Origin of the sequence: Streptomyces sp. NPDC002773 (assembly GCF_040295605.1) — a bacterium.
Lineage (GTDB): Bacteria > Actinomycetota > Actinomycetes > Streptomycetales > Streptomycetaceae > Streptomyces.
Map to the genome: position 1 here is coordinate 276315 of NZ_JBEOVO010000003.1, position 14180 is coordinate 290494.

The following is a 14180-nucleotide window of genomic DNA, read 5'->3' on the forward strand; positions in this document are numbered from 1 at the left end:
GATCGGAAAGCGGCCGATAAGTGTCGACTTCTGGTCAGTAGGCCGGTCCGCCCGCGCGCATTGCCAAGACTCGATCCGTGGCGAGAATCGAGCACGAGGGTGGGAACCGGACCGTGGAGACCCACGGCGGTGGCCCCGCCCGGCAACCGTCCTACGAAGGAGTCTGGCGCTTCACCGCTGCCGCGGTCGACGTCTCCGTCCCGCAGGCCCGGCACGCCGTACGCGACCTGCTGGTACGCCAGGGCGTGCCCGTCCATGAGGAGATCATGGACGGCCTGCTGCTGATCGTCTCCGAGCTGGTCACCAACGCCGTGCGGCACGCGGCGCTGCTGTCGCCGGAGATAGCGGTGGAGGTGGCCATCGGCCCCGAGTGGATCCGGGTGTCCGTCGAGGACAACCACCCGTACCGCCCCAAGGCTCTCGTGGCGGACTACGGGCAGACGGGCGGCCGCGGGCTGCTCCTGGTCCGCGAGATCGCCCAGGAGTCCGGCGGCGCCTGCGACGTCGAGCACACCGCGAGCGGCGGCAAGATCATCTGGGCGGCACTGCCCCTGGCCCCGATGGCACCGGGGCCGGAGGCAGTGATCCACCAGCCGGTCGTCACCAGCCCCCGGACGGACCCGTCAGTTCCCTGACGGCCGGACGCGCCGCGTCGAGCACCGTCATGAACCAGGCGGAGAACGGCGCGGCGGCGTGGCGCTCGGCCAGCTCGGCGGCGGTCACGAACACCGTGTCCCCGACCTCCTCCGGGTCGGGCCGGGGCGCGGCCTGCACGAGACCGACGAAGAGATGGTTGAACTCCTGCTCCACCAGGCCCGAGGCCGGGTCGGGGTGGTTGTAGCGGACGGTGCCCGCCTCCGCGAGCAGCGTGGGCGAGACGCCCAGCTCCTCGAAGGTCCGCCGGGCGGCCGCCGTGAACGGCGCCTCGCCCGGGTAGGGGTGGCCGCAGCAGGTGTTCGACCAGACGCCGGGGGAGTGGTACTTGCCGAGCGCCCTGCGCTGGAGGAGCAGCCGGCCCGACTCGTCGAAGAGGAAGACGGAGAAGGCGCGGTGCAGCAGCCCGGGCGCCTCGTGCGCGGCGAGCTTCTCGGCCGTACCGATCGTCGTCCCGTCCTCGTCGACCAGTTCGAGCATGATCGGCGCCGGGACTCCGGACGGCTGGACACCGTTCGACATGATCTCCGGCGAGATCTGAGCCGCGGTGGCTGGTGTGGTCGGCATACCCATCCTTCGCATCGGTCCTCGGCCCGGTAGGGCCACCTCAGTCTGCCGTACAAACCCGGCTTGTCCGTACTTCGGCGGCCGGACGCGGCCGCTCCCGCCGCACCGGAGTACCACCGGTGGGCGGGAGCGGAGGGACGGCGCGAGGAGGCTAGACCCCGAAAGCCGCCGGATAGGCGATCGTGCCCGGCGGAACGGGCACGGAGTCGTCCAGGACGAGCGCCATCATCGCCTCGTCAGGGACCTCGAAACCTGGCTTGATCCCGTACGCGGACGCGCGTGCGAACCCGAACCTCGGGTAGTACTCCGGATGGCCCAGGACGAGGACGAGCGACTCTCCCCGCAGCCGGGCCGCGTCGAGCACCGCCCGGACGACGGCCTGCCCGGCCCCCGTCCGCTGGTGCTCAGGAGCCACCGAGACCGGCGCGAGCGCCGCCGCGGGGGCGTCGCCCACCCGGCAGCGGGTGACCAGGGCGTGCGCCGCGACCGAGCCGTCCGTGGCCTCGGCCACGTACGACAGGCCCGGTAGCCAGGCCCCGGGGTCCCGCCGGAGCGCGTCGACCAGCTCGGCCTCCGCGTCCGACCCGAAGGCCTCGGCGACGATCCGCCGGACCGCCGGGGCGTCCTCCGCGGTCTCCGGACGGGTGTGCCAGCGGGGGTCGGCGGGCCGCAGGACGAATCCGGCGTACCCGTAGTCGGAGCCGTGTTCACTCCGCAGGGTGATCTCGGCCCGTGCCCCGGCCACGGCCTCGGCCATGCCCGGCACGGTGGTGTCCGCCGCCTCGGCGCGCGCGGCCAGGGGGCCGTAGTACTCGTCCCAGTCGCTCTCGGGCTGGGTGAAGGTCCCGAGGACCCGGTAACCGGCTTTGACCGCGGCCTCGGCGTTCCCGGTGATGCTGCGGAGCGGGTAGTGCTCCTCCCAGAAGGCGCGGGGCACCGGGCCCGGCTCCCCGGTGGTCCAGACGCACTCGGTGAGCACCAGCGTGCCTCCGGGTGCGAGGAGCCGGCGCCACTCGGCGAGCGCCCGGTCGAAGCCGAGGACGAAGACCGAGCTCTCGGCCCAGACCAGGTCGAAGGAGCCGTCGGGGAACGGCAGCGCGCCCATGTCCGCGCGGAGGGTACGGACCGAGCCGCCGGTACGGATCGGCGAACTGTCGCTACGGACCGAGCCGTCGAGCCCGCGGGCCGCGGCGGACTCGCGCAGCTCCGCGAGGAACGGCTCGTGGGTGTCGACGGCGGTCACGTCGGCGCCCGCCTCCGCGGCCAGGAGCAGCGCGGAACGGCCGGGGCCGCAGCCCAGGTCGAGCACGCGCGGGCGCTCCGGAAGCGTCCCCGCGAGCGCGAGGAGCCGACGGGTCGTGGTGTCGGAGCCGGGGCCCTGCCGCGGAAGACCGTGGTGCAGGGCGAAGAAGGAGTCGTGCAGTGCGTTGTCGGACAACGTGGGAAACCCTTGGTGAGAGGGCCCCGGCCGACGACGTGACGAACCGGTGGGAACCGGGATCAGGTCAGCCGGAGACCCGGAGGCTGAGGGACGACCGGGCGCTGCCGCTGCGGGCAGCCTCCATCGCGACGGTCATCAACCTCAGCTCCTCTCACCACACGTTCGTACGAAAAGACTAACAGGTGGGCCTGCGTCCGGGGCTCAGAGGCAGAGCTTCGCCTCGTGCTCCGCGTGCCCGACCGGCTCCAGCTGGAAGGTGCAGTGCTCCACGTCGAAGTGCGAACCCAGGCATCCCTGGAGGGAGTGCAGCATCTTCTCGTGGCCGACGGAGTCCAGCGCGCCCTGGTCCACGACCACGTGCGCCGAGAGCACGGGCATCCCCGAGGTGATCGTCCAGGCGTGCAGGTCGTGCACGTCCTCGACCCCCGGCAGGGCCAGTATGTGGGCCCGTACCTCCGCCATGTCGACACCCTTGGGGGCCGCCTCCAGGAGCACGTCCAGGGTCTCGCGCAGCAGTTTGACCGTGCGCGGGACGATCATCAGGCCGATCACGATCGAGGCGATCGGGTCGGCGTACTGCCAGCCCGTGGCCAGGATGATGCCGGCCGCGACGATCACGGTGACCGAGCCCAGGGCGTCCGCGAGCACCTCCAGGTACGCCCCGCGCACGTTGAGGCTCTCCTTCTGGCCCCGCATGAGCAGCGACAGCGAGATCACGTTGGCGACCAGGCCGACCACCGCGAACGCGATCGCCAGGCCGCCCTTGGTCTCGGCCGGCTCGATGAACCGCTGGATCGCCTCGTACAGCACGTAACCGCCGACGCCGAGCAGCAGCAGGCAGTTCGCGAGCGCCGCCAGGATCTCGGCCCGCGCGAACCCGAAGGTGCGGTTCCCCGAGGGCGGCCGGTTGGCGAAGTGGATCGCGAGCAGTGCCATCGCGAGGCCGACCGCGTCGGTCGCCATGTGCGCCGCGTCGGCGATCAGGGCGAGCGAGTCGGAGAGCACACCACCGATGATCTCGATCACCATCACGGAGAGCGTGATGCCGAGTGCGATCCGCAGCCTGTTCTTGTACGCGGCCGCGGCGGTACCGGTCGGCGGCGGGCCGCCGTGACTGTGCCCGTGGTCGTGTCCAGCCCCCATGGAATGGCCTCCAGATCATGTGGTCGCAGGTGCCCCGATCAGCAAGTCAACTACGGGTGGGGGGTATGTGCAACACGGTACTGAACACCGTTGTCATATGCTCTGACCTGCGATGATGTCAGGCTGTCCGGCCGTGGCCCGAACCCGGCGCTCAGGGTCCACGCGGCGGCGCCCGACCGCGGTTCGCGGGGCGGGCCGCCGGTTGTGGGGCGGGCCGCCGATCGCCCATGATGATCTCCGCAGGGCGCGGCTCACCCACGAGGACACGGGTGGGCCCGGGGGAGTCCTGCCCGCGAAGCCTCGGTGAACTCGCGCTCTGTTCATCCGATAGCCTCAGCCGACGTGCCGCCGCCCGGTGCCGGGCCGCACCGCCGCGCCCGGGGCGCCATGGGCCCCGCCGGCCCCTCCGTCAGCTCCAAGGAGTGAGTTCGTCTGTCGACCGCCATCCTCACCGGCCCGCCGGCACCCGGATCCTCGCTCGACGGTGATCTGCGGTCGCTCGGTTTCGACGTCAGGGCAGCATCCGGCGCCGACGAGGCCGCCGCCGTGCTGGCCGCCGTCCCGGCGGGCGAGCGCGTCGCGCTCGTCGACCCCCGGTTCGTCGGCCACCTGCACGCGCTGCGCCTCGCCCTCACCGACCCCCGGTTCCCGGCGGCCGCCGTACCCGGCGCCCTCACCGCGCAGAGCGGGGCCCGCCCCGCGCTGGCCCGCGCGCTGAAGGACGCCCCGGCCACCGGCGACCTCCCCGGCACGGTCGCCGACGCCCTCGACGCCGACGGCGTCGCCGTGCACCGGCCCCAGCTCGGCACCCTCGTCGCCACCGTCCCCGCCGATCCGGAGGCCCGCCACGAGGCACGCGCCGCCGTGGACGCGGTCGACGACGAGGCCGTACGCCTCCGCTCGGCCGTGAAGGCCCACGACGGCTTCTTCACCACCTTCTTCATCAGCCCGTACTCGCGCTACATCGCCCGCTGGTGCGCGCGCCGCGGACTGACCCCCAACCAGGTCACCACCGCCTCGCTGCTCACCGCCCTGATCGCGGCCGGCTGCGCGGCGACCGGCGAGCGCGGCGGCTACGTCGCCGCCGGCGTCCTCCTCCTCGTCTCCTTCGTCCTGGACTGCACCGACGGGCAGCTCGCCCGGTACGCGCTGAAGTACTCGACGATGGGCGCCTGGCTCGACGCCACCTTCGACCGCGCCAAGGAGTACGCCTTCTACGCGGGCCTCGCCCTCGGCGCGGCCCGCAACGGCGACGACGTCTGGGCCCTGGCGCTCGGCGCGATGGTGCTGATGACCTGCCGGCACGTCGTGGACTTCTCGTTCAACGAGGCCAATCACGACGCCACGGCCAACACCAGCCCCACCGCGGCCCTCTCCGACCGGCTCGACAGCCTCGGCTGGACCGTCTGGGCCCGCCGCATGATCATCCTGCCGATCGGCGAGCGCTGGGCGATGATCGCCGTCCTCACCGCCGTCACCAGCCCCCGGATCGTCTTCTGGGCGCTGATCATCGGCTGCGCCTTCGGCGCCTGCTACACCACGGCGGGCCGCGTCCTGCGCTCCCTCACCCGCAAGGCGAAGCGCACCGACCGCGCCGCCCAGGCCCTCGCCGACCTCGCGGACTCCGGCCCGCTCGCCGGCGTCGTCGCCCGCTCTCTCCGCCGCACCGGCCCGCTCGCCCCCGGCGTCGTCCTCGCCGTGATCGCGACCGGCGCACTGCTCGCCGGCGTCCTCGCCCGCCCCTTCGGGGACCGGCAGACCGTCGTCGTCGCGGTCCTGTACGTGGTACTCGCCGGCGCGGCCGTCGCCCGCCCCCTCAAGGGCTCCCTGGACTGGCTCGTACCGCCGCTCTTCCGCGCCGCCGAGTACACCACCGTCCTCGTCCTCGCCGCCCGCTCCGACGCCCCGGGAGCCCTTCCCGCGGCGTTCGGCCTGGTCGCGGCGGTCGCCTACCATCACTACGACACGGTGTACCGCATCCGCGGCGGCACCGGCGCGCCGCCCGCGTGGTTGGTGCGCGTCACCGGCGGACACGAGGGGCGCACGCTCCTGGTGACCGTCCTCGCCGCCCTCCTGGCGGACCGCGGTGACGACTTCACCCTGGCACTGACCGCTCTCGCGGCAGCCGTCGCGCTCGTGGTGCTCGTGGAGTCCATCCGCTTCTGGGTCTCCTCCGGAGCACCCGCCGTTCACGACGAAGGAGAAACAGCATGATCGGCCTCGTACTCGCAGCCGGTGCCGGACGGCGTCTGCGCCCCTACACCGACACCCTTCCGAAGGCCCTCGTGCCGGTCGACGGCGAGACCACGATCCTCGACGGGACGCTGAAGAACTTCGCCGAGATCGGCCTCACCGAGGTCGCGATCGTCGTCGGCTACCGCAAGGAGGCCGTCTACGCCCGCAAGGAGGCCCTGGAGGCGAAGTACGGCCTCACGATCACCCTCGTCGACAACGACAAGGCCGAGGAGTGGAACAACGCCTACTCCCTGTGGTGCGCCCGTGACGTCCTCAAGCGCGGTGTGATCCTCGCCAACGGCGACACCGTCCACCCGGTCTCCGTCGAGGAGACCCTGCTCGCCGCCCGCGGCAACGGCCAGAAGATCATCCTCGCCCTCGACACGGTGAAGAACCTCGCCGACGAGGAGATGAAGGTCATCACCGCCGAGGGCAAGGGCGTCCAGCGCATCACCAAGCTCATGGACCCGGCCACCGCGACCGGCGAGTACATCGGCGTCACGCTCATCGAGGCCGAGGCCGCAGAGGCGCTCGCCGACGCCCTCAAGGCGACCTTCGAGCGCGACCCGGACCTCTACTACGAGGACGGCTACCAGAAGCTCGTCGACGACGGCTTCACCATCGACGTGGCCCCCATCGGCGACGTCAAGTGGGTCGAGATCGACAACCACGACGACCTCGCGAAGGGCCGTGAGATCGCGTGCCAGTACTGACTCGGCTGATCCCCTCGCCGGTCGTCGTCGACATCCGCAGGGGAGCGCTGGACGACCTGTCCGCGCTCCTCGCGGACCAGCGGATCTCCAGCAACGGCAAGATCGCCGTCGCCATCAGCGGCGGCTCGGGCCTCAAGCTGCGTGAGCAGTTCGCCGCCGAGCTGCCGGGTGCCGACTGGTACCCGGTGGCGGGCGGCACCATCGACGAGGCCGTGAAGCTCGCCGACGCCATGCGCGGCAAGCGGTACGACGCTGTGGTCGCCCTCGGCGGCGGCAAGATCATCGACGTGACCAAGTACGCGGCGGCCCGGGTCGGGCTGCCGCTGGTGGCCATCGCCACCAACCTGTCGCACGACGGGATCTGCTCCCCGATCTCGACCCTGGACAACGACAACGGCCGGGGCTCCTACGGTGTCCCCACCCCGATCGCCCTCGTCATCGACCTGGACGTGATCAGGGAGGCGCCGGTCCGCTTCGTCCGCTCCGGCATCGGCGACGCCATCTCCAACATCTCCGCCATCGCGGACTGGGAGCTCTCCCACCAGGTCAACGGCGAGCCCGTCGACGGCCTCGCGGCCGCCATGGCCCGCAGCGCCGGCGAGGCCGTGCTCCGCCACCCCGGCGGCGTCGGCGACGACGACTTCCTCGTCTCCCTCTCCGAGGGCCTGGTGATGTCCGGCATCGCCATGTCGATCAGCGGGGACAGCCGCCCCTCCTCGGGCGCCTGCCACGAGATCAGCCACGCCTTCGACCTGCTCTTCCCGGCCCGCGCCGCCAGCCACGGCGAGCAGTGCGGCCTCGGAGCGGCCTTCGCCATGCACCTGCGCGGCGCCCTCGAGGGATCCGCGCAGATGGTCGAGACCCTCCGCCGGCACGGGCTGCCCGTCCGACCGGAGGAGATGGGCTTCACCGTGGACGAGTTCGTGCAGGCGGTGTCCTTCGCCCCGCAGACCCGGCCGGGTCGCTTCACCATCCTCGAACACCTCGACCTGTCCGACGACCAGATCAGGGACGCGTACGCCGACTATGCAAAAGCCATCGGTAGCTGAGCTCCGACCGGTCGTCCACCCCCCGGGCGTGAAGGACCGGCGCAGCGGTGAGCACTGGGGCGGCCGTCTGTACATGCGGGAGATCTCGCTCCGGATCACCCGCCACCTCGTCGGCACCCGGGTCACACCGAACCAGCTCACCTACGTCATGACCCTCGCGGGCGTCCTCGCGGCCCCCGCGCTGCTCGTGCCGGGGATCCCGGGGGCGCTCCTCGGCGCGCTCATGGTCCAGCTCTACCTGCTGCTCGACTGCGTCGACGGCGAGGTGGCCCGCTGGAAGAAGCAGTTCTCGCTCGGCGGGGTGTACCTGGACCGGGTCGGCGCCTACCTGTGCGACGCGGCCGTGCTCGTCGGCTTCGGCCTGCGCGCCGCCGACCTGTGGGGCACGGGCCGGATCGACTGGCTGTGGGCCTTCCTCGGCACGCTCGCCGCCCTCGGCGCCATCCTGATCAAGGCCGAGACCGACCTCGTCGGCGTCGCCCGCCACCAGGGCGGACTGCCGCCGGTCAAGGAGGCGGCGTCCGAGCCGCGTTCCTCCGGCATGGCGCTGGCCCGCAGGGCCGCCGCGGCGCTCAAGTTCCACCGGCTCGTCCTCGGCATCGAGGCCTCGCTCCTCATCGTGGCCCTGGCGATCGTGGACCACGTCCGCGGCGATCTGTTCTTCTCCCGGGTCGGCGTCGCCGTCCTCGCCGGCATCGCGTTGCTCCAGACCGTGCTCCACCTGGTGTCGATCATGGTCTCCAGCAGGCTGAAGTGAGGCCGTCCCCCGGTGCGCCGCTCACGGTGGGAGCCGTCGTCATCACGATGGGCAACCGCCCCGACGACCTGCGCGCGCTGATCGACTCGGTCGCCGCGCAGGACGGCGACCGGGTCGAGGTCGTCGTCGTCGGACAGGGCACCCCGGTCACCGGGCTGCCCGACTGGGTGCGGACCGTCGACCTGCCGGAGAACGTGGGCATCCCGGCCGGCCGGAACATCGGCATCGAGGCCTTCGGCCCCGGCGGCACCGACGTCGACGTCCTGCTGTTCCTCGACGACGACGGACTCCTCGCGCACACGGACACCGCCGAACTGGTCCGGCAGGCCTTCACCGCCGACCCGCGCCTCGGCATCATCACCTTCCGCATCGCCGACCCGGAGACCGGGACCACCCAGCGCCGGCACGTGCCGCGCCTGCGCGCCTCCGACCCGATGCGCTCCTCGCGGGTCACCACCTTCCTCGGTGGCGCCAACGCGGTCCGCACCAAGGTCTTCGCCGAAGTCGGCGCGCTCCCGGGCGAGTTCTTCTACGCGCACGAGGAGACCGACCTCGCCTGGCGCGCGCTCGACGCCGACTGGATGATCGACTACCGTTCCGACATGGTGCTGCTGCACCCCACCACAGCCCCGTCCCGGCACGCCTCGTACCACTTCAACGTGGCCCGCAACCGAGTGTGGCTGGCACGTCGCAATCTGCCCGCGCCCCTGGTGCCGGTCTATCTCGGCGTCTGGCTTCTGCTCACCCTGGCCCGGCGGCCCTCCCTCTCCGCGCTGAAGGCGTGGTGCGGCGGCTTCCGCGAGGGCTGGACGACCCCCTGCGGACCGCGCCGCCCCATGAGGTGGCGTACGGTGTGGCGGCTGACCCGGCTGGGTCGCCCCCCGGTCGTCTGACATCGTGGTACCGACGTGCCGCGCATCTTGAACACGAAAGTTTCGACTGTGAGTGACACACACCAGGGCGGGGCGGTCGCGACGAGCGCGCCCCCGTCCGTCGACGAGGGCCTGGCCCCGGCCGCGCTGGCCGCGAAGTACGGCCTCTCCGTCAGCGGCGCCCGGCCCGGACTGTTCGAGTACGTCCGTGAACTGTGGAGCCGCCGCCACTTCATCCTGGCCTTCTCCTCGGCCAAGCTGACCGCCCAGTACAGCCAGGCCAAGCTGGGCCAGGTGTGGCAGGTGGCGACCCCGCTGCTCAACGCCCTGGTCTACTACCTGATCTTCGGGCTCATCCTGGGCGCGGGACAGGGGATGTCCGAGGACGTCTACATCCCCTTCCTGGTCACCGGCATCTTCGTGTTCACCTTCACCCAGAGCTCGGTCATGGCCGGCGTCCGGGCGATCTCGGGGAACCTCGGCCTCGTCAGGGCCCTGCACTTCCCGCGGGCCAGCCTCCCCATCTCCTTCTCCCTCCAGCAGCTCCAGCAGCTGCTGTTCTCGATGATCGTCCTCGTGGCGATCGTGATCGCCTTCGGCAGCTACCCCTCCCTCCGGTGGCTGCTGGTGATCCCGGCGCTCTTCCTGCACTTCGTGTTCAACGTGGGCCTCGCGATGATCGTGGCCAGGATGGGCTCCAAGACGCCCGACCTCGCCCAGCTGATGCCGTTCATCATGCGGACCTGGATGTACGCGTCCGGCGTCATGTTCTCGATCCCGGTGATGCTCGCCGACAAGCCGGCCTGGATCGCCGACGTCCTCATGTACAACCCGGCCTCGGTCTACATGGACCTGATCCGCTTCGCCCTCATCGACGGCTACAGCGCGAGCAACCTGCCGGACCACGTCTGGATGACCGCCCTCGCGTGGGCGCTGGTCGTCGGCATCGGCGGCTTCGTCTACTTCTGGAAGGCCGAGGAGAGGTACGGCCGTGGCTGACATCGACGAAGGCAACGTCCCCACCGTCATCTGCGACGACGTCCACATCGTCTACCGGGTCAACACCGGTGGCGGAGGCAAGGGCAGCGCCACCGCGGCGCTCAGCCGGATCCTCGGCCGCGGCAAGGCCGAGGTCTCCCGGGGCGTCCGCAAGGTCCACGCCGTCCGCGGCGTCACCTTCACCGCCTACCGGGGCGAGGCCATCGGCCTCATCGGCTCCAACGGCTCCGGCAAGTCGACGCTGCTGCGCGCCGTCGCCGGTCTGCTGCCCACCGAGAGCGGCATGGTCTACACCGACGGGCAGCCCTCGCTCCTGGGCGTCAACGCGGCCCTCATGAACGACCTCACCGGTGAGCGCAACGTGATCCTGGGCGGCCTCGCCATGGGCATGAGCCGCGAGGAGGTCCGCGAGCGGTACGAGGGGATCGTCGACTTCTCCGGCATCAACGAGAAGGGCGACTTCATCAGCCTGCCCATGCGCACGTACTCCTCCGGCATGGGCGCCCGGCTCCGCTTCGCCATCGCGGCGGCCAAGAACCACGACGTCCTCCTCATCGACGAGGCGCTGGCGACCGGTGACCGCAAGTTCCAGATCCGCTCCGAGGAGCGCATCCGCGAGCTCCGCAAGGAGGCCGGCACGGTCTTCCTGGTGAGCCACAGCAACAAGTCCATCCGGGACACCTGCGACCGGGTGCTCTGGCTGGAGAAGGGGCAGCTCCTGATGGACGGCCCCACGGACGAGGTCCTCAAGGCGTACGAGCGCGAGACCGCCCGCTGACCCGAGTCCTTCCGCGCCGCCCCCGCCCTTTTTCGGTGGGGGCGGTTCCGCTTTCCGCGCGTCGCGCCACCACCTGGAATGTTCATGCGGTCAACATCGGGCAGGATGAGCCCATGGCAGCGATCTCGGGGGGAAAGACCTACCACCACGGCGATCTGCGCAACGCGCTGATCTGCGCGGCCGTCGATCTCGCCACCGAAGGAGGCCCCGAGCGGGTCGTCCTGCGCGAGGCGGCCCGCCGGGTGGGTGTCTCGCCCACCGCCGCCTACCGGCACTTCGACGGACGCGGCGAACTCCTCCGCGCCGTCAGGACGCACGCCCGGCGGGAGCTCGCCGACTCGATGGAGCGGGCCGCCGCCGGCGAGCCCGGCGCCGACGACCCCGCCCTCGCGGCCGAACGCCGGGTCGCCGCCCTCTGCCGCGGATACGTCGGCTTCGCCGTGGAGCAGCCCGGCCTCTACCGGGCCGCGTTCTGCGTCCCCAGGCAGGCCGAGGCGGGCCGACCTGCGGCGGAGCGGCCGCCCGCCGAGCCCGAGATCCGTGCGTTCACCCTGCTCGGGGAGGCGCTCGACGCGCTCACCCGGCGCGGCGCCGCCCGGCAGGGCGCACGAGCCGCCAGTGGCGCCGCAGCATGGTCGGCCGTGCACGGACTGTCACTTCTCCTGGTCGACGGCCCTCTCCGCCGCCTTCCCGCGCAGCGCAGGAACGCCGTCGTCGAGACGACCCTCGCCATGGTGGTCTCCGGCGCACGTGCCCTCTGAGTCGTACTCCCCACCGAACTCCCTTGCGGTACGGGTGGGTTGACGACCCGTACGGGTGAGCTTCCCGGCGCGGGCCACCCCGGAACTGCGGCAGCCGCTGTGCAACGTAAGCTGGAGCGGTCTGTTTCGCGGCAAGTAGGGCGATACCCCACGACCATCGGGCCTCCGGGCGGCGGCCCTATGGGCAGGGGTCGGCGGCGTGTCCGAAATAGGATGGATTGGATCGGCAGTGTAGAACGGGAGACGTGACGGCCATGACGCAGAATCTCCAGCTCCACGAGGGTGTCGCCGTCCCTCCGTCGGGCAGTGACCTGTGACGGACACGCGGCAGGGGCGCCCCGACGCCTCCTCACGCGCCACACTCGGCAAGGCCGCGGACGAGAACTTCCCCGTGGCCCCCTTCTTCCTGCCCCGGGCCTGGCGCGACGACCTGATGGCCGTCTACGGCTTCGCCCGCCTCGTCGACGACATCGGTGACGGCGACCTCGCCCCCGGCGGCGCCGACGCCCGCCACCTCGGCCTCGACCCCGAGGCCGCCGAGGACCGGCTCGCGCTCCTCGACGCCTTCGAGGCCGACCTCCGCCGCGTCTTCGACGGCGCCCCCCGCCACCCCCTGCTGCGGGCCCTCCGGCCGACCGTCCAGCGCCACCGGCTCACCCCCGAGCCCTTCCTCGGGCTGATCGCGGCCAACCGCCAGGACCAGCTCGTCACGCGCTACGAGACGTACGACGACCTCCTCGCGTACTGCGAGCTCTCCGCCAACCCCGTCGGCCGCCTCGTCCTCGCGATCACCGGCACCGACACCCCCGAGCGGATCCGCCGCTCCGACGAGATCTGCACCGCCCTCCAGATCGTCGAGCACCTCCAGGACGTCGCGGAGGACCTCCGCGCCGACCGGATCTACCTCCCCGCCGAGGACCTCAAGCGGTTCCACGTCACCGAGGCCGACCTCGCCCGCCCCACCGCCGGCGCCGCCGTGCGCGCCCTGGTCGCCTTCGAGGCCGAGCGGGCCCGCGGACTGCTCCACGCGGGCACCCCGCTCGTCGGCAGCGTCCACGGCCGGCTCCGCCTCCTCCTCGCGGGATTCACCGCCGGGGGACTCGCCGCGCTCGACGCGGTCACCGACGCCGGGTTCGACGTACTGAGCGGCGCACCGAAATCCACCAAGCCGAGCCTGATGCGCCAGGTGGGAGCGGTACTGCTCCGGGCGCGGAGAGAGGGGTGAGCGCGACCGTGGAGGCACAGCCCCAGCCGTCCGCACCGGTACAGGCCGCCTACAGCTACTGCGAGGCGGTCACCGGACAGCAGGCACGCAACTTCGCCTACGGGATCCGGCTGCTGCCGACCGAGAAGCGCCAGGCCATGTCCGCCCTCTACGCCTTCTCCCGGCGCGTCGACGACATCGGCGACGGCACCCTCGCGTCCGAGGTCAAGCGGGAACGCCTGGAGGCCACCCGCGCCCTGCTCGGCCGGGTCCGCGCCGGCGAGGTCGACGAGGACGACACCGACCCCGTCGCCGTCGCCCTCGCCGACTCCGCCCGCCGCTTCCCGCTCCCGCTCGACGGCCTCGACGAACTCATCGACGGCGTCCTCATGGACGTGCACGGCGCGACCTTCGAGACCTGGGACGACCTCAAGGTCTACTGCCGCTGCGTCGCCGGGGCGATCGGCCGGCTCTCCCTCGGCGTCTTCGGCACCCAGCCCGGCGCCGCGGGCGCCGACCGGGCTCCCGAGTACGCCGACACCCTGGGCCTCGCGCTGCAACTCACCAACATCCTCAGGGACGTACGCGAGGACGCGGCCAACGGGCGGACCTATCTGCCCGCCGACGACCTCGCCAAGTTCGGCTGCGGGGACGGCTTCGGGAGCGACACCCCGCCCCCCGGCGCGGACTTCGCCGGCCTCGTCCACTTCGAAGTACGGCGCGCCCGCGCCCTGTTCGCCGAGGGCTACCGGCTGCTGCCCATGCTCGACCGGCGCAGCGGCGCCTGCGTCGCCGCCATGGCCGGCATCTACCGCCGCCTCCTCGACCGGATCGAACGCGACCCCGGCGCCGTGCTGCGCGGCCGGGTCTCGCTGCCGGGCCGCGAGAAGGCGTACGTCGCCGTCCGCGGCCTCTCCGGCCTCGACACCCGCCACATCGCCCGCCGTACCGTCAGGGGGCGAGCCTGATGAGCCCGTACGCCACCGAGCGCCGGGCAACCCCGGGCG

The 14180-nt window shown here is 72.1% G+C and carries 14 protein-coding genes; 11 read left to right on the plus strand and 3 right to left on the minus strand.

Annotated elements, in window-relative coordinates; genetic code table 11:
* Positions 1–77: 77 nt before the first annotated feature.
* Positions 78–635: an ATP-binding protein gene (locus ABT034_RS06480; RefSeq protein WP_403597993.1), complete on the plus strand. Its 558-nt coding sequence runs from the start codon at positions 78–80 to the stop codon at positions 633–635.
* Here the strand turns inward: ABT034_RS06480 and idi are convergent.
* From idi to ABT034_RS06495, 3 genes are all read right to left on the minus strand, one after another.
* A complete protein-coding gene (idi, locus tag ABT034_RS06485) occupies positions 601–1221 on the minus strand; it encodes an isopentenyl-diphosphate Delta-isomerase (protein ID WP_351211869.1) in 621 nt (206 codons plus the stop codon). The two genes, ABT034_RS06480 and idi, sit on opposite strands and share 35 nt — an antisense overlap.
* A 151-nt stretch (positions 1222–1372) precedes the next feature.
* Positions 1373–2659 carry a bifunctional class I SAM-dependent methyltransferase/N-acetyltransferase gene (locus ABT034_RS06490; RefSeq protein ID WP_351211871.1) on the minus strand — a complete coding sequence of 429 codons (1287 nt, stop codon included), beginning with the start codon at positions 2657–2659 and terminating at the stop codon, positions 1373–1375.
* 204 nt (positions 2660–2863) lie between these two features.
* On the minus strand, positions 2864–3805 hold the full coding sequence (locus ABT034_RS06495) for a cation diffusion facilitator family transporter (RefSeq protein WP_351211873.1): 942 nt from the start codon (positions 3803–3805) through the stop codon (positions 2864–2866).
* Between the two features lie 432 nt (positions 3806–4237).
* Between ABT034_RS06495 and ABT034_RS06500 the strand changes: the two genes are divergently transcribed.
* From ABT034_RS06500 to hpnD, 10 genes are all read left to right on the plus strand, one after another.
* Complete coding sequence (locus tag ABT034_RS06500; RefSeq protein ID WP_351212077.1) at positions 4238–6019, plus strand: DUF5941 domain-containing protein; 1782 nt, start codon at positions 4238–4240, stop codon at positions 6017–6019.
* Positions 6016–6753, plus strand: coding sequence for a phosphocholine cytidylyltransferase family protein (locus ABT034_RS06505; RefSeq protein ID WP_351211875.1), 738 nt, complete (start codon positions 6016–6018; stop codon positions 6751–6753). Before ABT034_RS06500 ends, ABT034_RS06505 begins: the two co-directional genes overlap by 4 nt.
* Positions 6741–7802, plus strand: coding sequence for an iron-containing alcohol dehydrogenase family protein (locus ABT034_RS06510; protein WP_351211877.1), 1062 nt, complete (start codon positions 6741–6743; stop codon positions 7800–7802). The genes ABT034_RS06505 and ABT034_RS06510 overlap by 13 nt, the downstream gene beginning before the upstream one ends.
* A complete protein-coding gene (locus ABT034_RS06515) occupies positions 7780–8559 on the plus strand; it encodes a CDP-alcohol phosphatidyltransferase family protein (RefSeq protein WP_351211879.1) in 780 nt (259 codons plus the stop codon). The genes ABT034_RS06510 and ABT034_RS06515 overlap by 23 nt, the downstream gene beginning before the upstream one ends.
* A 47-nt stretch (positions 8560–8606) precedes the next feature.
* Positions 8607–9452: a glycosyltransferase family 2 protein gene (locus ABT034_RS06520; RefSeq protein WP_351212079.1), complete on the plus strand. Its 846-nt coding sequence runs from the start codon at positions 8607–8609 to the stop codon at positions 9450–9452.
* 48 nt (positions 9453–9500) lie between these two features.
* Positions 9501–10430, plus strand: coding sequence for an ABC transporter permease (locus ABT034_RS06525; protein WP_351211881.1), 930 nt, complete (start codon positions 9501–9503; stop codon positions 10428–10430).
* The gene (locus ABT034_RS06530; RefSeq protein WP_351211883.1) at positions 10423–11208 is read left to right on the plus strand and encodes an ABC transporter ATP-binding protein; all 786 of its coding nucleotides are present in this window, start codon (positions 10423–10425) and stop codon (positions 11206–11208) included. Before ABT034_RS06525 ends, ABT034_RS06530 begins: the two co-directional genes overlap by 8 nt.
* A gap of 113 nt (positions 11209–11321) precedes the next feature.
* Positions 11322–11969, plus strand: coding sequence for a TetR/AcrR family transcriptional regulator (locus ABT034_RS06535; protein ID WP_351211885.1), 648 nt, complete (start codon positions 11322–11324; stop codon positions 11967–11969).
* Positions 11970–12282: 313 nt separating this feature from the next.
* Positions 12283–13194 (plus strand): squalene synthase HpnC, encoded by a 912-nt coding sequence (gene hpnC, locus ABT034_RS06540; RefSeq protein WP_351211887.1) that lies wholly within the window; start codon positions 12283–12285, stop codon positions 13192–13194.
* A complete protein-coding gene (gene hpnD / locus ABT034_RS06545; protein ID WP_351211889.1) occupies positions 13191–14141 on the plus strand; it encodes a presqualene diphosphate synthase HpnD in 951 nt (316 codons plus the stop codon). The genes hpnC and hpnD overlap by 4 nt, the downstream gene beginning before the upstream one ends.
* Positions 14142–14180: the final 39 nt, after the last annotated feature.